A 19,244-nucleotide genomic window follows, 5' to 3' on the forward strand; every position below is an offset into this window, starting at 1 on the left:
ACGGGCTTAAACAGTGGCTGCTTTCTCAATCAGTAATTTACCGTTGTAGTATACGTTACCATCAACAGTGTACGCACGGTGTGGCAAATGCACAGCGCCGGTAGCAGCACAAGTAGTTAATGAAGGAGCTTCAGCTTTATAATGCGTTCTGCGTTTTGCAGTTCTTGATTTGGAGAACTTACGTTTTGGATTTGGCATAACCTCTTATTTATATCATTTTAATTTTTTGAGTGCGTCCCAGCGTGGGTCTTCACTCTTTTCCTTTTTATCACCGCCCGACAGCTCATTCAACCTGTCAAGCATTTCTTTATCACAATCGCGTCCGTTACCCTCGTTACTGCAAGCAGTTATATAAGGAACGGCAACGGTAATGTATTCATATATTAAACCGGCAATATCAATTTCTGTATCGTTTTTGCCCAGTGTAATTATCTCTTCGTCTTCGTCAATTTCTTCCTCGCCAAACTTCGCTATCTGCTGTTCATGTATATCAACCGGCTGGTTGTATTCAGACAGGCAACGATCACAAGCCAGCTCAACAGTACCAAAAATATGAAAATCCAGGATAATCATAGTTTCCTGCTTATCAAGCACCACGTTGCATTGCAGCTTACCGTTTTTTACCAGCGAGTATTCAAACTCTTTAAAGAACGATTCGTCTACAACATAGTCAAACTCGTGCCTGCCAAGCTTGAGGCCGGTATAAGGAATCGAATATGTTTTTAACGTTTTCAATGAGCGATAATTAGCCCGCAAATGTAGATATTTTTTATTTAACTGTAAAACGTTTTTTCAAAATGAGTTGCGGCCCTGTGTGAACACTAAGGGTACCTATATTTTTAACCTGATATTTATCCTGTCAAGCAAGCCCGCTACCCATATCATTGCAAATGAAAAAACAAGGCATTTGATAAGTCCGCCGGTTCCTTCACTTAAATATTGCGGGTAACCAAAATCGGTCATACCGTAGATAGGGTAAAATATAAATGGGATTATGTAACAGGTAAATGTATTGGTACCTGCAGGCTTAATAAAATTAAACCAGTTATATTTTTGCTTTACATCAACCAAAAACAAAAAAACCATGTATGCAACAAGGCTTATCGATGTACATATCAAAACCCATGAGGGTGTATCACGCGCTTTTGAAATACCACCTATGTACCGCACTATAAAACCAAGATTACCCAATATTAAAGCTAAAAGTATAATGCCGGGCCATAGCAAATTAAGTTCGCCACTCTTCATCAGCCTCATATACATTACCGAAACCACTATACCTGCCATAGTAAATGCCTGCATGGCACCATTGCCGGCCAGCCATATGTAGCTCTTCCATGACATTATAAACTCGAGCCAGCCAAAATGAAAATCGATATTAACAAGCAGGAAAATTACCCAGGCTGCAACCTGAATCCATAACACGCCTTTTGAGTAATGATATATAAGTGCACAAAAAAGGTATGACCAGCCAATAAGCCCTAAAATACCCCACCAGCTAAAATGCAGCCAAACCCAATGATTAGGATCATTACTACGATACAGTACTGACATGGTGGTTAGTAGCAGTACGCCTGCCCCCCTTAGCAAATTACGCGTTGACACTGATACGGCTCGGTAATCTAAAAAGATGAGAAAGAAACTAATAGTTACGCAGCTTTCCCAAACGGGCTTTGGCAGCAGCGTGTTTAAGTCATCATACGTTTCCATATTGGCATGAAAAAAACCAATAATCATCAATGCCAGCGAACGGGTAATAATGCGCAGCGGTACACGCCTGCCACTATTCTCCCTGTTTTGAAAAGCAAAGGGTATTGATAAACCTACAATAAATAAAAAGGCAGGGAATATAACATCGGCTAGGCCAAGGGCATCCACGTTATCTCCGGCATGTTTAATCCATAGCGGGGTGTTGGGTACATCTTCCAAATCATTTACAAAAATCATGAGGAACATGGTAACCGCACGGAAGGCGTCGATAGACCGCACCCGGATATATTGGTTATTCATTATGGCAGTAAACGTAGTAATGATTTACAACTGAAACAGTATTAAAGTAACGGCTGTAACATTTAAACATTGCCACCTGTTTGTAACAGATGTATGATATAATTAATCCCTGTCGCGGCTTAGCTTGCTAAACTGTAAAGGATTTTCATTAAGCACTTCATTTTCACGGCGGCGGCGTACAATATGAATCGCTTCAAACAAAGCTTCGCGGAACGATACCTCTGAGGCCTTATTTTTACCAGCAATATCATAAGCCGTACCATGATCAGGTGAGGTACGCACAAATTTAAGTCCCGCGGTAAAGTTCACACCCGATTCAAAAGCAATTTGCTTAAACGGAATTAAGCCCTGGTCATGATACATGGCCAGTACTGCATCAAACTGCATATAGGCACCGTTGGCAAAAAAGCCGTCGGCAGGGTAAGGGCCAAATGCCAGTATATCATTGGCGCGTGCTTCTTCCAAAGCTGGAATGATAACGTCCTTTTCTTCCTGGCCTATTAAGCCATTATCTCCTGCATGCGGGTTTAAGCCTAATACGGCAATACGCGGTTTGCGCACCCAAAAATCCTGCTTGAGGCTGGTATTCATCAGCTTAAGCTTGGCTAGTATTTTTTCGGCAGTAATGCTTTGGGCAACCTGCGATACCGGTATATGACCAGTTACCACCCCTACCCTTAAAGTTTCACTCACCAAAAACATCAACACCTCACCAGCGCCATCACGCTCTTGAAGGTATTCTGTATGGCCCGGAAAATTAAATTCCTCGTTTTGGATGTTGTCTTTATTGATAGGGGCCGTTACCAGCGCATCAATTTCACCGGCAAGTAAATCATCAGTAGCACGTTGAAGCGATTTAAAAGCATATTTGCCACCGGTTTCGTTCACCACGCCTAACTCCAGCTTAACATCTTCTTCCCAACAATTAATAATATTGGCCTTTTTATGATGAGCATTGGCAGCGCTATCAATAACATTAAAGTTCAGATCATGCACCTGCACCGTACGGCGGTGAAATGAGGCCACTTTGGTATGCCCGTAAACAATTGGAATACAATAGTCAAATATTTTCGTATCGGCTAAAGTTTTAATAATAATCTCTAAACCAATACCATTAACGTCTCCTATACTAATTCCAATTTTTATCTTCTCACTCATGTTTTTTGATAATGTAGGGCGATCTCACTTATCTAATGAATTTTAAGATCACAACAATAAATTAGTGCAAATACACCCATTAAAAATTGATGTATTTATATTCTAACAATTACAAATAAAAGGTTTTCGGCAATAATGTTTACCATACAAACGCAAATATCACGTAATTTGTAAAAATCAGCACAGCGTTAATGTCATTAGTACGAGCAAAAAAACATCTGGGTCAGCACTTTTTAACTGATAAAAATATTGCATTAAAAATAGTTGAAAGCCTGCGCCCAAACGAAAAATACACACAGGTTTTAGAAGTTGGGCCCGGCATGGGCATATTATCTGATTTCCTGTTACAGAAAACCGAATATCAAACCTATTTAATTGATATTGACACTGAATCGTACGAATTTTTGCATAAGAAATATCCGCAATTACAGGAGCGCTTAATTAATGCCGATTTTTTGGAAATGGATTTTAACGGCGTTTTTGATAAGCCTTTTGCTATCATAGGCAACTTTCCATATAACATTTCATCGCAAATACTTTTTAAGGTTTTAGATAACCGCCAACAAGTGATTGAGGTAGTAGGTATGTTTCAAAAAGAGGTGGCCGAGCGTTGCAACGCCAAAGCAGGCAGCAAGGAATATGGCATACTGAGCGTATTTTTGCAGGCTTATTATAAGGTTGAGTACTTATTTACGGTAAAGGCAGGCGTGTTTAACCCGCCGCCTAAAGTACTATCGGCCGTTATCAGGCTAACCCGTAACACAACGGAGCGGCTTAACTGTGATGAGAAGCTATTTTGGCAGGTGGTTAAAGCAGGTTTTAACCAGCGCCGCAAAACACTGCGCAACGCCTTATCATCATTAATAAATAAAGAAGCAATGGCTGCTGATACCATGCTTGATTTGCGTGCCGAACGCCTTACCGTGGCCGATTTTATAGAACTTACCAACCGGATAACTGCAAACCGTTAATGAGTACCAAAAGCATCCTTATTGTTGATGACCTGCACCCTGTTTTTATTGAACAGGTAGAAGCGCTAGGCTACCGGTGTGATTACCAACCGCTGATTAAGCGCGATGAAGCTTTAGAAGTTTTAAGCAACTATGACGGCCTGGTTATACGCTCAAAATTTTTGGTTAACAGACAGGTACTTGATGCTGCCTTACAGCTAAAATTTATTGCCCGCGCAGGTGCCGGCATGGATAATATTGACGAAAACTACGCCAAACAAAAGGGCATTAAGCTAATAAATGCTCCTGAAGGTAACAGTGATGCCGTGGGCGAACACGCCATAGGCTTATTGCTTTCGTTAATGAATAACCTGAACCGTGCAGATGCTGAAGTGCGCACCGGCTTGTGGCAGCGTGAAGCTAACCGTGGTTATGAGCTTAAAGGCCGCACGGTTGGAATTATTGGTTACGGACACATGGGCCGTAGCTTTGCCCGTAAGCTAAAAGGCTTTGAGGTAAACGTTATAGCCTATGATAAATATAAAACCGGCTTTAGCGATGAATATGCCAGAGAAGTAAGCATGGAAGAAATTGTAAAACACAGCGATGTACTAAGCCTGCACACCCCTCTTACTACTGAAACCAACGGATTGGTTAATGATGAGTACCTCTTCCACTTCAAAAAGCCTTTTTTTTTATTGAATACCTCACGCGGACAGGTAGTACAAACCCAGGCTGTTTTAAATGCTATAAACCAAGGCAAAATTTTAGGCGCCGGGCTTGATGTATTAGAGATTGAGAAATTCCCGTTGCTTGCCGAACAGCAATGGTTTGACCAGTTGCGCACCAATGGCAAGGTTATTTTAAGCCCGCATGTAGCTGGATGGACATTTGAATCATACCGCAAAATTAGTGAGGTAATGGCATCCAAAATAAAAAATTTGGATATTCAAACTTTAAAATAGTATCTTCGTTTTATACCTAACAAGACTATGGCTGCGTTGTAGCTACATAGTCTTGTTTGTTTTTTATGGCTGTCGCGTCCTTTCTTAAAAACAGGAAGGGCGGTTTTTTTTGATAGCATTTCAACAAAAATATCTACTTAAAATTATTGTGTTTATGGCTGAGGTTGCATACTTTACCAAAGAAGGTTTAGAGAAATTAAAAGAAGAATTACAACAGTTAAAAACTACTGGTCGTGCTAATATAGCTAAGGCAATTGCCGAAGCACGTGACAAAGGCGACTTATCAGAGAATGCTGAATATGATGCGGCCAAAGAGGCACAGGGTTTACATGAAACCAAAATTGCCAAACTGGAAGAAACGCTTGCAAATGGCCGTTTACTAGACGAGTCGAAAATAGATACATCAAAGGTTTTGGCCTTATCAATAGTTACCATTAAAAATACCAAGAACGGTGCTAAAATGACTTACCAGCTGGTAGCTGAAAGTGAAGCCGATTTAAAAGCAGGTAAAATTTCGGTGGCATCGCCCATTGCCAAAGGTTTGTTAGGCAAGAAGGTTGGCGACAAAACTGAGATACAGGTCCCGGCCGGTAAAATGGAGTTTGAAATTCTTGAAATTAACAGATAGAATATAGCTAGCGCGTTCAAACACACGTTGCGTAACTATTGTATCAAATAAATAAACTCAATTTACCTATGAGTATCTTTTCAAAAATTGTATCGGGCGAAATACCTGCTCACAAAGTAGCCGAAAGCATCGATTATTTAGCGTTTTTAGATATTAGTCCGTTAACTGAAGGTCACGTATTGGTTATTCCCAAAAAGGAAGTTGATTATCTTTTTGATTTAGATGATGAACTGTATACCGGCTTGCAGTTGTTTGCAAAAATTGTGGCAGACGGTATCAAAAAAGCAGTACCCTGCAAAAGAGTTGGCGTTGCGGTAATTGGCCTTGAAGTGCCACATGCCCATATACACCTGGTACCGCTGAACGATGTTGACGACCTCAATTTTTCGCGCCCCAAACTAAGCCCAAGCCCTGAAGAGCTGGAGGCAACAGCCGAGAGGATAAAGATTGCTTTACGCGAAGAGAGAGATTAAATAATATTCAAGAGCCGGGTTATTCCTGGCTCTTGTTTCTTGGTTCGATTTTTTGGCTAACTACTCTTTTGTTGTTATCCTTAACAAAAGCTTCCCAACCCGAATAACTTATTTTACTGCCCCTTCCCGTAGTAATTTTTTGGAAGCTATGGCAAACCGCTACCGCAAGCCCATCGGTTGCATCTAAAAACTCCGGGGTTTCTTTAAAGTTGAGCAGGCGTTGCAACATGGCTGCTACCTGCTCTTTAGTAGCATTACCATTACCTGTAATTGCTTGCTTTATTTTACGTGGCGAATACTCATTAACCGGAATATTACGCGACAATGCCGCAGCAATTGCTGTACCCTGTGCCCGGCCAAGTTTAAGCATTACTTGTATATTTTTGCCGTAAAAAGGTGCTTCGATGGCAAGCGTATCCGGGTTATAGTTATCAATAAGGGCAATAGTTTTTTCAAAAATACGCTGTAGCTTAAGCATATGATCATCGGAGTTGCCGGGTATTTTTACTACTCCAAGCGCAATTAGTTCTGTTTTAGAACCAACCTCTTTTATAAGCCCGTAACCCATTACCACCGTACCAGGGTCAATGCCCAGTATAATCCGTTCCTTTTGCGGCTGTATGATATTCACCTGGTAAAGGTAGGTATTTTAAGATTGTAACACATCCAGATATTCTTGCCTGCTTATAAATCTTGCGCCCATACTCTCTAAATGCTCGGTATGTACCTGGCAATCTATCAGCTCAAATGCGGCAGTTGTGCAAAGGGTAATAAGCGCTGCTTTTGAAGCATTACTCACCTTACTGAACATGCTTTCGCCACAAAACACTTTGCCTGCTTTAACGCCATACAGTCCGCCAACAAGCGTATCATCCTGCCATATCTCGTAAGAGTGAGCATAACCCAAATTATGTAAGCCAATGTATGCTGTTTTCATTTCTTCGGTTATCCACGTACCATCCTGCCCTGCTCTTGGCACAGCAGAACATTCCTCAATTACGTTTTCAAATGCGGTATTTGATGTTGCTTTGAACTTGCCCGAACGCAATACCTGCCTCATACTTTTACTTACACGCAGCTCATCAGGATACAACACAAAGCGCTCATGCGGTGAGTACCATAAAATTGGCGTATCATTACTATACCACGGAAATATACCATGCCGGTAAGCCAGTAGTAAACGTTCGGCAGACAGATCGCCGCCAACTGCAAGCAAGCCATCCTCTTCTGCCAGCTCAGGCTTTGGAAAAATAATACGTTCATCCAACCTAAAAATCATACTCAAAGGTAGCTCTTACCGTTGAGTATATTACTTTACCCAATCAAATTGCTGTTACTGCTCGATATTGTAATAATGGCCCAAAATGTCAACCATCATTAATCTATTGTTTAATAATTAAGTCTGAATATATTTACACAAACCACTTACCTTTAACAAATTATACCACATCTGCTACGTTAACCTTGTTAAGTTATGGATAATTTAAAACAGGTAAAACACCTTTACGCCCGTGCCGGCTTTGGAGCTGATTTTGCTCAGTTGCATAATCAACGAAACTGGAGCGCAAAAAAAACCTTAAAAAAGCTTTTCAAAGAGTCGGAAGAAGTGCAGCCGCTTGCGGCAATCACAGAAAACCTTGATTTAAGACAATTACGTAAAGATGCAGCTGAGGGCGAACGCAAAGCTATACAGGAGTTACGCAACCAGCAGGAACGGGCATTAAACGCCGCCTGGATGAAGCAAATGAGTACAACCAACGCTCAACTGCGCGAGAAGATGACCCTTTTTTGGCACAATCACTTTGCCTGTAATATTGGCAATTATTATTTTCAGCAACAGCTCAACAACGTGCAGCGCATGCACGCTCTTGGCAATTTCAAAACGTTGCTTATTGCGGTTTCACAGTCTGCCGCTATGCTTAATTTTTTAAATAACCAGCAAAACAGCAAGGCGCATCCAAATGAGAACTTTGCCCGCGAGTTAATGGAGTTATTCACGTTAGGCCGGGGAAATTATACTGAACAGGACGTTAAGGAATCGGCAAGGGCTTTTACCGGTTGGGCGCATAATGGAAAAAGCGGAGAATTTGTTTTTAAGGCTGGCAACCATGATGATTTACCAAAAACATTTATGGGTCAAACCGGAAATTTTAACGGCGAAAACATTATAGACATTATACTGGCCAATAAACAAACGGCTAAGTATATAAGCACTAAACTTTACCGCTACTTTGTTAACGAAACGCCTGATGAAACACATGTTAACCAAATGGCCGATGTATTTTACAAAGCAGGCTATGAGCTAAAACCTGTGCTTGAATTTGTGTTTACAGCCAACTGGTTTTATGAAGATAAAAACGTTGGCAATTTGATTAAATCGCCCGTTGAATTACTGGTTGATATAACCAGGCGCTTTCATGTAAGTTATGACAACCCTGACGTGCTTTTGCAATTTCAGCGCACGCTGGGTCAGGTACTGTTTCGCCCTCCAAATGTGGCCGGATGGCCTGGCGGCCGCAACTGGATAGACAGCTCTTCATTAATGTACCGCATAAAAATTCCATCAACTATTCTTAACGCCGGTATTATTGACTTTGCAGGCAAGGCAACACCTGAGGATGAAGCGTACTTGGCTTCGCAACGTAAACAGCAATTTAACGTAATCAAAAGGGTACAGGCCAACGCCGATTGGAACAAATTTTTAGAAGGTATACCATTAAAAGCTCAGCGTGAACAGGTAGCTGCCTATTTGTTAGAGCCACCGCTAAATGCGCGCATTGTAGCCGAAGTGAATAAGGCCGCTGATATAAAAACCATGGTAATACAGCTGGTAAGCACACCTGAGTACCAACTTTGTTAATTAAAAAGTTAACCTCTCATTAAAGAAGAAACCTTATGAAAAGAAGAGATTTTTTAAAGAGCAGTACCCTGGCATCAGGCGCTTTTTTAATACCGGCCTTCTTAAAACCGTTTGAATCAATGGCAATGAGTGCCGTAAGCGGTTATAAAAACCTGGTAATAATCCAGTTGTCGGGTGGTAACGATGGCTTAAATACTGTTGTGCCCTTTGGCGATGATGTCTATTATCAAAAACGTAAAACAGTTGCCATAACACCAAACGAGATTATAAAATTAAATGACATACAAGGGTTGAACCCTAACCTATCAGCGCTTAAAGAAATTTACGATCAGGGGTGGATGAACATTATCAATTCGGTTGGCTACCCTAACCCCGACCGCTCTCACTTCCGGTCAATGGATATATGGCAAACGGCAAGTAATTCAAACGAATTTTTAAGTACCGGCTGGATTGGCCGCTATCTTGACTCAAACTGCCAAACCTGCCAAAACCCTTATACCGCTATTGAGGTTGACGATACGCTTTCATTAGCCATGAAGGGTAGCAAAATGAAGGGAATTGCTGTACAAGATCCTAATAAGCTTTACCAAACCACCCGCGAACCATTTTTTAAAGATTTGATGCATGGGCCTGACAACGATCACCTGCATGAGGATAATTTAGGCTACTTGTACAAAACAATGATTGAAACTTACTCATCGGCTGATTACATTCAAAAAACCAGTAAAACTTACAACGTGGTTGCTCCCTATCCAGCCACCGGGTTTGGTAACCAGTTAAAAAATGTTTCAAAGTTTATCAATTCGGGGCTTAATACACGTATTTACTATGTGTCATTAGGGGGATTTGACACGCACGTTGGCCAGCAAAACCAGCAAGGACGTCAGCTGAAAATTTATGGTGATGCTGTGGCCGCTTTTGTAAAAGACCTTAAACAAACAGGTAAGCTTGATGATACCTTGATTATGACTTTTTCTGAATTTGGCCGCCGGGTTGAACAAAATGCCAGCAATGGCACTGATCACGGCACTGCAAATAACGTGTTTTTGTTTGGAGGTAAACTTGGTAAGGCCGGCATATACAACAACGCGCCTGACCTGGCAAATCTGGAGAATGGTGACTTAAAATATCAGATAGATTTTAGGGATATTTATGCTACGCTGTTAAAAAAGTGGCTTAACGTTAATGACAGTTCCATATTGAATGCTCAATTTACGGGACTTAACTTTGTTTAAAAACTGGTTTTAATTATTTAAGAAAACAACACATTATTACTAATAAATTTAGCAATTTTGTGTTATGGCATTTGAGGCTAACCATGATTTTTTTAAGGGAAGAGGCGCGCAGGTAAACACTCATAACAAGTTTCTGCAAAACAAATATGTTGCCGAACATATTGAGGGCTTAGACGAACCTTTGCTGCTGAACAGTAAAACGCAAATTTTTGAAGAAAACCCTAAACAGATTGTAAGCAAAAGCAACAGCCCAGATATAAGCCACATGCACTCAATTAACCCCTACCAGGGGTGTGAGCACGGCTGCATTTATTGTTACGCCCGAAACAGCCACGAGTACTATGGTTTTAGCGCCGGGTTAGACTTTGAGCGAAAAATTATTGTTAAGCGTAATGCCCCTGAATTGCTTGAAGCATATTTTAACCGCAGACGATATCAACCTACTCCTATTGTTTTATCGGGCAATACAGATTGCTACCAGCCCCTGGAGCGCGACTTGAAGATAACACGACGACTGCTCGAAGTATTTCTACAATATAAACACCCGGTAAGTATCATTACCAAAAACAATCTCATTTTGCGCGATCTTGACATTGTGACTGAGTTGGCAAAGCTTAACCTTATTCATGTAAACATATCAATTACTTCGTTAGATGAGCAGCTCAGACAAAAACTCGAGCCGCGCACCGTAACTTCAGTTGGCCGGTTAAATGCTGTTGAAAAGCTATCGCAAAAAGGGGTACCTGTAAGGGTAATGACAGCGCCTATAATACCCGGACTAAACAGTAATGAGGTACCCGCCATTATTAAGGCAGCCGCTAAAAGAGGCGCCGTGGCCGCCGGCTTCACCATGGTTAGACTTAACGGCGCCATAGCGGAAATCTTTACAGACTGGATTCATAAAACATTTCCTGACAGGGCCGATAAAGTTCTGAACCTCATTAGGCAAACGCATGATGGTCACCTTAACGATAGTGAATTTGGCCGGCGTATGAGTGGCGATGGAGAGGTGGCCGAGTCTATTCAGCAATTGTACCGCATGGCGTGTAAACGCTACCTGGCCGATAGAGATATGCCCGCTTATGATTTAACACTGTTTACACCTAAAACAGGCAGGCAGGTAACGTTATTTTAACCAATGGCCTTTGTATGTTTACGTTCATAAACTAATCTAATGCTGTTCAAGCTTAAACTTTTCGAGCAGTACTTTCACATCCAGGCTTGAGTGTAGCTCATCGTTATCGCTGCTATCTTCCTCGTCGGGTTCTGATGAAAAATTGGCGGCACTATATTTAAATATAGTCCATTCATTACGGTTATATTCCAACGCAGTAAGACTTTCTACCCAATCACCCGAGTTAAGGTAAAGAACCGAACCTGCTCCGTTTGCAGATTGAATTTGCCGTATTTCAGCATGATGAATGTGCCCACATATAACATAGTCATAGCCTTTATCAACGGCAAGGTCTGCAGCCGTTTGTTCAAAGTGATTAATAAATTTAACAGCCTCTTTTACCTTACCTTTAATTTTTTGTGAAAAGCTCATTTTTTGCCTGCCTGCCGCCGTTAAAAACCAGTTTACAACGCTGTTAATTATAATGAGCGTATCATAACCTATGGCACCTAACTTAGCAAGCCACTTTGAATGCTGCATGGTAACATCAAACACATCACCATGAAATATCCATGCCTTTTTATCGCCAACAGGAAGTAGTATTTTATTGAGGAGCTGAAATTTACCCAAATTAAAATCTGTAAACTTTCGCAGCATTTCGTCATGGTTACCGGTTAGGTAATATACCGGAATGCCTTCCGTTACAAATTTTAGAATACGGCGCACAACCTTCATATGCGCTTCGGGCCAGTATGATTTACTGAACTGCCATATGTCAATAATATCACCGTTTAAAATAACCTGCTTGGGACGTATGCTTTTAAGATATTGCAACAGCTCTTTGGCATGGCAGCCATAAGTCCCCAGGTGTACATCTGAAATTACTACAATATCAACGTCGCGCTTTGCCATGCATACTTTAAACATAAGCGTTACTACGTGCCTTATTAAAGCACTTGATACAAAGTGTCGGGCCTGCGCGGTTTATAGGGTAAATTATTCGTCTTCGTCGTCTTCTCTTACACTAAGTTCATACGGACTAAGGTAAAATATGCCAACCAGCAATAACAAACCGCTAACTATCAGGTATGGAAACTCGATATTCATAATAACAGTACAAAATTCAGGTTAAAAAATTATTTTAACGTTAAGACTGCATTAAATCTCAATTAGTTACCTGTGTGGAAAACTTTTTACTTATGCGGTTTAATTGCTTTAAGTGGTGCTGCAAATGTATGCGTGAAAACTTAAACCATTGACTTGCATTAAGCATACCAAGCCCGGGATGACTTATTTTAAATTCGTTGGAAGAATGCTGTAATAAAGGCCACACACCATCAATTCTTTTACGCATTTTGATGATGAGATTACGGGCCTCTTCTTTAGTAATATTCTTTGTAAGATTTTCAACTACGGCGGGTGCTTTGCGCTTACCCGGCGGGAATTGGCCTAACAGAAAAAACAGCATACCCTTAAGGTTTAAACCCTTACCAGTATGCACACCAGTTTTACGGCAACATTTTTCGGCAGCAACGGTTGACCCTAGGCTAGCCTGCATAATATGTGAGTAAACCTCCGCAAAAGACCATCCCCCACCGGGCGGTGTTTGATTAAATTGCTCATCCGGAATTGTATCAATTAATTGCCGGTAATCATCAAGTGCGACAATAAGCGCTTTATGTTCGGTTGCTAAGTTCATTTCTTACTTATAAACAACCATCTTTACAATAAGTGTGTGCAGTTGTGGCTTTGTATTAGTCCTTACCACAACGCTACGCTCCATGACACCAATTGTATTAGCCGCTTTAGGATCAAACACTACTTTCATTATACCTTGCTCATGATAAGTTATGGGTTTTGCGGTGTAGGATGGTATTGTACAGGTACAATCGGCGGCAACACTTACCAATTTAAGCTCTTTTTGACCACCATTTGTAAAACTGAAAGTTGCAGTTACCGGCTTTGCATAAAAGTTTATCCTTCCAAGGTCAATTACAGAAGAATCGAAGTTAATAACCGGCTCCTCAGGCTTGTCATTACATCCGGACAACGCTACTACTGTTAAAGTTAAAAACCGAAAGATGTTACGCTTCATTTCTTGATCAGGCCAAGTGTTTCATCAGCATAAGTGTTGGCATCGAAACTGTAAAATCCGTTTTGCAAACGTATAAATTTAAAGCCCGGCCCAACTAATACCTCACCTGGAAATTTACTTACGCCAACTTTTTGAATTAATTTATCATCAAATAAATAGGCATAAATAATAGGTTCGTTCAAACCTGGCTTTATCCGTGATTTAAATTCGTCAAAGCCTTCCAACCTGGCATTATAAACGTTTACAATTTTCAAATTGGCGGGTAATTTGAGCGCAAAGTTTTTTAAAAACTGCGTTTTTATCTGACTTGCTGCGCTGGTGCTATTACCAAAATTAATGAGGTAGTAATTGCGGCTATTCCATGATAAGCGGTGGCCACCTGTATCAATAAGCTGTTCTTTAAGTTGAGTTAACGCCTGCGTAGGCGGCGCTTCCATAGCGCTGTTTGGCCCAGTATATGCCTCAACGTATAGATCTTTCATCGCAATGGAACAGATGACGTAAAGTAATGTAACTGAAAAAACAAACGCCGTTAACTTTTTCGCCACGTTAAATTCGGAAATTACATAGGCAATTACCTCGGCCGACAAGACGATTAAAGTTTGCATCGGAAAATGATACGGATACAGCACGCCCCAACTGGTGAGCAATCCCTTGATGGTTAACGCTGCAATTGGTACAAATAAAAGGCAAAGGGTAATTTGTGGCTCAATTTTTTTTCCCGTTAGCCAAAGCAAAGCTAATGAGGCGGCAAAATAGAGCGTAAAAGTTGCCTCAAAACCTAGAGTTCTGCTTTGTAATAATCCACCTGCAATTAAAAACTGATTAATGGCGGCAACAACACATGCGAAAACAATGACAAAAAAAATCAGCGTAGAAATTTTAAGTCCGGTTGATGATGTCATAACAACTTACTACCCTTCATCTTCATGCTGTTCTTCGGCCATTACTAAAGCGCACTTTCCGTTACATTCGTAAACTAAAAAAGTGCCGCAGTAGCCGTTAGCTGTACAACCTTCAACCCTTAAACAATCGCCCTGGCTGCCACACCAGTCACTTATCACACTACACCCGCATCCGCTTCCTAAAACAGTTTTATAGCTAAGGCTTAAATTACTGGCGTTTGATTTTCCTAAGCTAACAAATACTTCTTTGTCAAATTTTGCTACATCACTTATAAGATAGCGTAACTGCGCCTGGGTAAACACTTTGGCAGCCTTAATTTTCCATTCATCAAAAAATGCCGATTGTCCGTAACGTTCAGTTTTTGAGGTAAACAACAAAACGTTCAACTTCGCAACAGCCTGTTTAAATAAACCCGCTTGCGCGCTATTAAGTACACCTGAATTAAGAATTACCTGGCTACGTTCGGCCCAAACAGTATAACGTTCAGTGCCGCTCAGTATATCTGTGTACGCAGCTTTACGTTCCGTGTAAGAACTTAGAGTAATTACCTCGTTAATTAACCCTTTGTCAACAACTGATGCATTTGTTGATTCCTGATTTGGCTGCGAAGAAGATTGATCTTTTTTGCAAGACATAAGGGCGCATAAAAACGCGCAAATTGTGATAGTGAGTAGCTTTGTTTTCATGACCAAGAGTTTATTATTGGTTAAAATAAATGTAAGATATTTTATACAATTATTATAATATTTTTCTCAATTCATTTAAGCTAAATATTTGCATAGGCACATCCTCCGGTTTACTGACTTCCAACGGATTAAAGTAAATAGCATCCATACCAAAATTAAGCGCTCCATACACGTCAGCCTCAAGGCTGTCGCCTATCATTATACACTCTTCCTTATTGGCTCCGCTTAACTGTAGCGCATATTCAAAAATGCCTTTATGAGGTTTATTTATGCCCACCAATTCGCTTATAATAACGTTTTCAAAATAGGTTTCCAGGCCGGTTCCACACACCTTTTGCCTGGTGGCACTTTCAAAACCGTTTGATATAATATGCAGTGTATATTTATCTTGAAGATAGGAAAGCGTTTCGTGTGCGTAAGGGAACAAATTGGTTTTTGTAGGACATAGCTCTACATACGCATCTTCAAAAGCGTCGGGTATAGCGTCGGGGTGTAAGCCCATATCTGTAAATGTTTTCCTGAAACGCGTTTGGCGTAACGTTTCTTTATCAATTTTACCTAAATGATAATCTGTCCATAAGGCATGGTTGTTACGGGTGTAGGTAGCTATAAAGTCTTGTACTGATTTAATGCCTAAATCTTCAAGCTTATGCAGCACAAACAACTCCTGTAGTGTTTCATCGGCATTACGGTCAAAATCCCAGAGCGTATGGTCGAGGTCAAAAAAAATATGCGAGTAACGTTTCATAACAATAAGGTGCAATGCTTGAGCGCGTAAATATATGAAGCTGATAAGCGATTAGAAGTTCAATGTTAGCTCAACCAATATTTATTCAATATGTTATAGTTGCAAACCATTTGATATGCATTTATTAACAAAAGCTGTTAAAGCAAATATTGCCGAAGCTACAGGAGCAAAAGCAACAGGTGCATTAGCTATAGGTGCCGCAGCGCTTGGTGCTTTTGCAATTGGAGCCCTGTCTGTTGGTGCAGTAGCTATAGGTGCCCTTGCCATAGGAAAGGTAGCCATTAAACGTATGGTGATTAAGAACGTGGAAGTTGATACGCTTACGGTGAATAAACTTACAATAAAAGAAAAAGCTGTTAACACAGCGCAAGTGTAAGGAACTCAATTTTTTTCGCCAAAAGCCAGGTCGCCTGCATCTCCCAGGCCGGGTACTATGTACGATTTGGTTGTCATCTCCTCATCTACAGCACCTATCCACAAATTTGCCATGGGCAAATGAGCACGTACATGCTCTACGCCCTCGGCACTGGCAATTACAGCTGCAACATGCAAAGCTGCAATATTATACTGGCCTAGTAACTCTTTACAAACCTGTACAACACTTTGCCCTGTCGCCAGCATGGTGTCACACAAAATAAACGTTTTACCTTCCAAATCAGGAGTTGATATATGTTCAATATCAATTACAAAGCTGCCGTTTTTTTGCGTTTTACGATGAGCCGTAACAAAAGCCGACGCGGCCTGGTCATAAACATTCATAAACCCTTGATGAAATGGCAGCCCTGCCCGTAAAATTGTACCAAGTACAGGATGCTCTAAAGGAACGTTAATTTGCGCTATACCCAGTGGTGTTTGTACTTCGGCACCAATATAATTCAGCTGTTTGCTAATCTCATAAGCCAGCGCTTCCCCAATACGCTCCTGGTTACGCCTGAAACGCATACGGTCGGTTTGCACTTCGCTATCGCGCAGTTCGGCAAGATACTGGTTGCAAATAGAGTTGGTGTGATTGAGAATAAACAGCATGGCAGTGGTAAGCGTTTAATACAAATTATTGAATGAGTGTAATAGTGTTGTCTTCTTTACAAATAAACTATTTATGCCCAATAAACGTTTGGTATATTTGACTTTTACGCACCACTTTATGTTGTGCATTGCACCTTTCAATTATTAAATTAAACTTACTCTTCCTTCAGGACGTTAGTAGCTTATGGATTTTAAAATAAATTCACATTATGTACCCACCGGCGATCAGCCCAATGCCATTAAACAGTTGGTTGAAGGTGTTGAAACTGGTGAAAATTACCAAACTCTTTTGGGGGTTACTGGTTCGGGTAAAACGTTTACCATAGCCAACGTTATTGAGCAAACTCAAAAACCAACGCTTATACTCAGCCACAATAAAACGCTGGCCGCTCAGCTTTACGGCGAGTTTAAACAGTTTTTTCCCGAAAATGCAGTAAACTACTTTGTATCGTATTACGACTACTACCAACCTGAAGCATTTATACCTTCTTCAAACACATATATTGAGAAGGATTTACAAATAAACGACGAAATTGAAAAGCTACGTTTACGCACCACATCTGCATTAATGTCGGGGCGGCGTGACGTTATTGTGGTGTCGTCCATTTCCTGTATATATGGCATGGGTAACCCCGAAGACTTTACCAATTCCATATTTAAATTTGCTGTGGGCACCCGCATAAGCCGTAATGCATTTTTACACCGTTTGGTTGAAATATTATATGCCCGTACTACCGCCGAATTTAAACGCGGCACTTTCAGAGTTAAAGGCGATACGGTTGACATTTACCCCGCGTACCTTGATTATGCTTACCGTGTAATTTTCTACGGCGATGATATTGAAGAGTTAAGCAGCTTTGATCCGCAAACGGGCAAAACGCTCGAAAAAATGCAGAACATGGTTCTGTTTCCGGCCACTTTATATGTAGCTCCGCGAGACCGGTTTACTAGTAGTATATGGGCAATACAAGAGGAACTTGAATTGCGTAAAAACCAATTTATTGAAGATAAACGCTTTTTAGAAGCCAAGCGCCTTGAAGAGCGGGTAAACTACGATTTGGAGATGATACGTGAATTGGGCTATTGCTCGGGCATTGAGAATTACTCACGTTTTTTTGACGGACGCAAGCCCGGTATGCGCCCTTTCTGTTTGTTAGATTACTTCCCTGATGATTACCTGATGGTAATTGACGAAAGTCATGTCACCGTACCACAGGTTCGCGCTATGTATGGCGGCGACCGTTCACGTAAGGTATCTTTGGTTGAATACGGATTCCGCTTGCCCGCAGCTATGGATAACCGACCGCTTAACTTTGAAGAGTTTGAACGCCTCGCACCACAAACAATTTACGTGAGTGCAACACCCGGCGATTTTGAGTTGGAAAAATCAGGCGGTGTAGTAGTTGAACAGGTGATACGGCCAACCGGATTATTAGATCCTGTCATTGAAATTCGCCCTATAATTAACCAGGTTGACGACCTGCTTGATGAAGTAGATAAAACCATTAAAATTGGCGACCGTGTTTTGGTTACAACACTTACCAAACGTATGGCCGAAGAGCTGGCTAAATACATGGACCGCCTTGGCATCAAATGCCGTTATATACACTCAGAGGTTAAAACGCTTGAGCGTGTTGAAATTTTACGCGGCTTACGTCTGGGAGAGTTTGACGTACTCATAGGCATCAACTTGCTTCGCGAAGGTTTGGATTTACCCGAAGTATCATTGGTTGCCATATTAGATGCTGACAAAGAGGGCTTCCTGCGTTCAGAACGCTCGCTTATACAAACAATTGGACGTGCCGCCCGTAACGACCGCGGCCGGGTAATCATGTATGCCGACACTATTACCGAAAGTATGCGCGTTACCATTGATGAAACTACCCGCCGCAGGGAAAGACAGGTTGCTTACAACGCCGAACATGGCATTGTTCCTAAAACGGTTGGAAAATCAAAAGAAGCAATTATTGAGCAAACCTCTGTTGTTGATTTTAAAGGCGGCGTTCAGCGTGCCTATGTTGAGGCTGAGGAAGTTTCGATAGCAGCCGACCCTATTGTACAATACATGAGCAAGCCTGAATTGAAAAAGGCCATTGATAACACTAAAAAAGACATGATGGCCGCAGCTAAGGACATGGACTTTTTACTTGCCGCAAAACTACGCGACGAGATGTTTGCACTGGAAAAAATGCTTAGCGAGAAATAGCTTTCAAAACCGGAATTGGATTAATAAGTAACAAATTAGGTGTTACAAAAATAGCTCTCAGAATTTATTTTAAATACGTATAGACGCATCCAATTCCGGTTTAAATACACATTGCTGTTTAAACAAGCGCAAACAAATACGCTGCAATAATCCTTTTATGGGTATAATTTGATACGAATACATC

General features: G+C 41.1%; 22 protein-coding genes. 9 read left to right on the forward strand and 13 right to left on the reverse strand.

All coding sequences use genetic code 11. The annotated features are described in order from the left end of the window. Positions 1-6 precede the first annotated feature (6 nt). The 4 genes from rpmF to pdxA all read right to left on the reverse strand — a co-directional run bounded on the left by rpmF (position 7) and on the right by pdxA (position 3,168). Positions 7-198: a 50S ribosomal protein L32 gene (rpmF, locus tag QZ407_RS10570; protein WP_157542828.1), complete on the reverse strand. Its 192-nt coding sequence runs from the start codon at positions 196-198 to the stop codon at positions 7-9. A 15-nt stretch (positions 199-213) separates the two neighbouring features. Next, the gene (locus QZ407_RS10575) at positions 214-735 is read right to left on the reverse strand and encodes a DUF177 domain-containing protein (protein ID WP_295770685.1); all 522 of its coding nucleotides are present in this window, start codon (positions 733-735) and stop codon (positions 214-216) included. 96 nt (positions 736-831) lie between these two features. Next, positions 832-2,010, reverse strand: a complete 1,179-nt coding sequence (locus tag QZ407_RS10580) for a DUF5009 domain-containing protein (protein ID WP_295770687.1) — start codon at positions 2,008-2,010, stop codon at positions 832-834. Between the two features lie 102 nt (positions 2,011-2,112). Next, the gene (gene pdxA, locus QZ407_RS10585; RefSeq protein WP_295770690.1) at positions 2,113-3,168 is read right to left on the reverse strand and encodes a 4-hydroxythreonine-4-phosphate dehydrogenase PdxA; all 1,056 of its coding nucleotides are present in this window, start codon (positions 3,166-3,168) and stop codon (positions 2,113-2,115) included. Positions 3,169-3,359: 191 nt separating this feature from the next. Here pdxA and rsmA point away from each other — a divergent pair, with 191 nt between their 5' ends. From rsmA to QZ407_RS10605, 4 genes are all read left to right on the forward strand, one after another. After that, positions 3,360-4,139: a 16S rRNA (adenine(1518)-N(6)/adenine(1519)-N(6))-dimethyltransferase RsmA gene (rsmA, locus tag QZ407_RS10590; protein WP_295770693.1), complete on the forward strand. Its 780-nt coding sequence runs from the start codon at positions 3,360-3,362 to the stop codon at positions 4,137-4,139. Beyond that, positions 4,139-5,083 (forward strand): NAD(P)-dependent oxidoreductase, encoded by a 945-nt coding sequence (locus tag QZ407_RS10595; RefSeq protein ID WP_295770696.1) that lies wholly within the window; start codon positions 4,139-4,141, stop codon positions 5,081-5,083. Before rsmA ends, QZ407_RS10595 begins: the two co-directional genes overlap by 1 nt. Positions 5,084-5,237: 154 nt before the next feature. Further along, the gene (gene greA, locus QZ407_RS10600) at positions 5,238-5,711 is read left to right on the forward strand and encodes a transcription elongation factor GreA (RefSeq protein WP_157542834.1); all 474 of its coding nucleotides are present in this window, start codon (positions 5,238-5,240) and stop codon (positions 5,709-5,711) included. Positions 5,712-5,779: 68 nt separating this feature from the next. Beyond that, complete coding sequence (locus QZ407_RS10605; RefSeq protein ID WP_295770698.1) at positions 5,780-6,184, forward strand: HIT family protein; 405 nt, start codon at positions 5,780-5,782, stop codon at positions 6,182-6,184. Positions 6,185-6,203: 19 nt separating this feature from the next. Here the strand turns inward: QZ407_RS10605 and ruvC are convergent, their stop codons facing one another. Further along, positions 6,204-6,809, reverse strand: a complete 606-nt coding sequence (gene ruvC, locus QZ407_RS10610) for a crossover junction endodeoxyribonuclease RuvC (protein ID WP_295770947.1) — start codon at positions 6,807-6,809, stop codon at positions 6,204-6,206. Between the two features lie 24 nt (positions 6,810-6,833). Beyond that, the gene (gene aat, locus QZ407_RS10615) at positions 6,834-7,463 is read right to left on the reverse strand and encodes a leucyl/phenylalanyl-tRNA--protein transferase (RefSeq protein ID WP_295770700.1); all 630 of its coding nucleotides are present in this window, start codon (positions 7,461-7,463) and stop codon (positions 6,834-6,836) included. 195 nt (positions 7,464-7,658) lie between these two features. On the opposite strand from aat, the gene QZ407_RS10620 reads away from it, so the two are divergent. The 3 genes from QZ407_RS10620 (at position 7,659) to QZ407_RS10630 (ending at position 11,414) form a co-directional block, all read left to right on the forward strand. Then, positions 7,659-9,044 (forward strand): DUF1800 domain-containing protein, encoded by a 1,386-nt coding sequence (locus tag QZ407_RS10620; protein ID WP_295770702.1) that lies wholly within the window; start codon positions 7,659-7,661, stop codon positions 9,042-9,044. A 35-nt stretch (positions 9,045-9,079) separates the two neighbouring features. After that, positions 9,080-10,279 (forward strand): DUF1501 domain-containing protein, encoded by a 1,200-nt coding sequence (locus QZ407_RS10625; RefSeq protein WP_295770704.1) that lies wholly within the window; start codon positions 9,080-9,082, stop codon positions 10,277-10,279. Positions 10,280-10,343: 64 nt separating this feature from the next. Further along, positions 10,344-11,414: a PA0069 family radical SAM protein gene (locus tag QZ407_RS10630; protein WP_295770706.1), complete on the forward strand. Its 1,071-nt coding sequence runs from the start codon at positions 10,344-10,346 to the stop codon at positions 11,412-11,414. A 36-nt stretch (positions 11,415-11,450) separates the two neighbouring features. On the opposite strand, the gene QZ407_RS10635 is transcribed toward QZ407_RS10630, so the two are convergent. The 6 genes from QZ407_RS10635 to QZ407_RS10660 all read right to left on the reverse strand — a co-directional run bounded on the left by QZ407_RS10635 (position 11,451) and on the right by QZ407_RS10660 (position 15,828). Then, a complete protein-coding gene (locus QZ407_RS10635) occupies positions 11,451-12,305 on the reverse strand; it encodes a UDP-2,3-diacylglucosamine diphosphatase (RefSeq protein ID WP_295770708.1) in 855 nt (284 codons plus the stop codon). 253 nt (positions 12,306-12,558) lie between these two features. Further along, positions 12,559-13,092 carry a DinB family protein gene (locus QZ407_RS10640; protein ID WP_295770710.1) on the reverse strand — a complete coding sequence of 178 codons (534 nt, stop codon included), beginning with the start codon at positions 13,090-13,092 and terminating at the stop codon, positions 12,559-12,561. A gap of 3 nt (positions 13,093-13,095) precedes the next feature. After that, the gene (locus QZ407_RS10645; RefSeq protein ID WP_295770713.1) at positions 13,096-13,488 is read right to left on the reverse strand and encodes a DUF1573 domain-containing protein; all 393 of its coding nucleotides are present in this window, start codon (positions 13,486-13,488) and stop codon (positions 13,096-13,098) included. Further along, a complete protein-coding gene (locus tag QZ407_RS10650; protein WP_295770714.1) occupies positions 13,485-14,393 on the reverse strand; it encodes a hypothetical protein in 909 nt (302 codons plus the stop codon). The genes QZ407_RS10645 and QZ407_RS10650 overlap by 4 nt, the downstream gene beginning before the upstream one ends. A gap of 9 nt (positions 14,394-14,402) precedes the next feature. Then, entirely contained in the window at positions 14,403-15,029 is a 627-nt protein-coding gene (locus QZ407_RS10655) for a bacteriocin fulvocin C-related protein (protein WP_295770717.1), read from the reverse strand. Between the two features lie 103 nt (positions 15,030-15,132). Continuing rightward, entirely contained in the window at positions 15,133-15,828 is a 696-nt protein-coding gene (locus QZ407_RS10660; protein ID WP_295770720.1) for a YjjG family noncanonical pyrimidine nucleotidase, read from the reverse strand. A 115-nt stretch (positions 15,829-15,943) separates the two neighbouring features. On the opposite strand from QZ407_RS10660, the gene QZ407_RS10665 reads away from it, so the two are divergent. Further along, positions 15,944-16,204 (forward strand): hypothetical protein, encoded by a 261-nt coding sequence (locus tag QZ407_RS10665; protein ID WP_295770722.1) that lies wholly within the window; start codon positions 15,944-15,946, stop codon positions 16,202-16,204. A gap of 5 nt (positions 16,205-16,209) precedes the next feature. Here QZ407_RS10665 and upp read toward each other — a convergent pair whose 3' ends face one another. After that, positions 16,210-16,854 carry a uracil phosphoribosyltransferase gene (upp, locus tag QZ407_RS10670; protein ID WP_295770724.1) on the reverse strand — a complete coding sequence of 215 codons (645 nt, stop codon included), beginning with the start codon at positions 16,852-16,854 and terminating at the stop codon, positions 16,210-16,212. Between the two features lie 184 nt (positions 16,855-17,038). On the opposite strand from upp, the gene uvrB reads away from it, so the two are divergent. Beyond that, positions 17,039-19,060, forward strand: coding sequence for an excinuclease ABC subunit UvrB (uvrB, locus tag QZ407_RS10675; protein ID WP_295770727.1), 2,022 nt, complete (start codon positions 17,039-17,041; stop codon positions 19,058-19,060). Positions 19,061-19,244 lie beyond the last annotated feature (184 nt).

This window comes from uncultured Mucilaginibacter sp. (assembly GCF_913773635.1).
Classification (GTDB): Bacteria; Bacteroidota; Bacteroidia; order Sphingobacteriales; family Sphingobacteriaceae; genus Mucilaginibacter.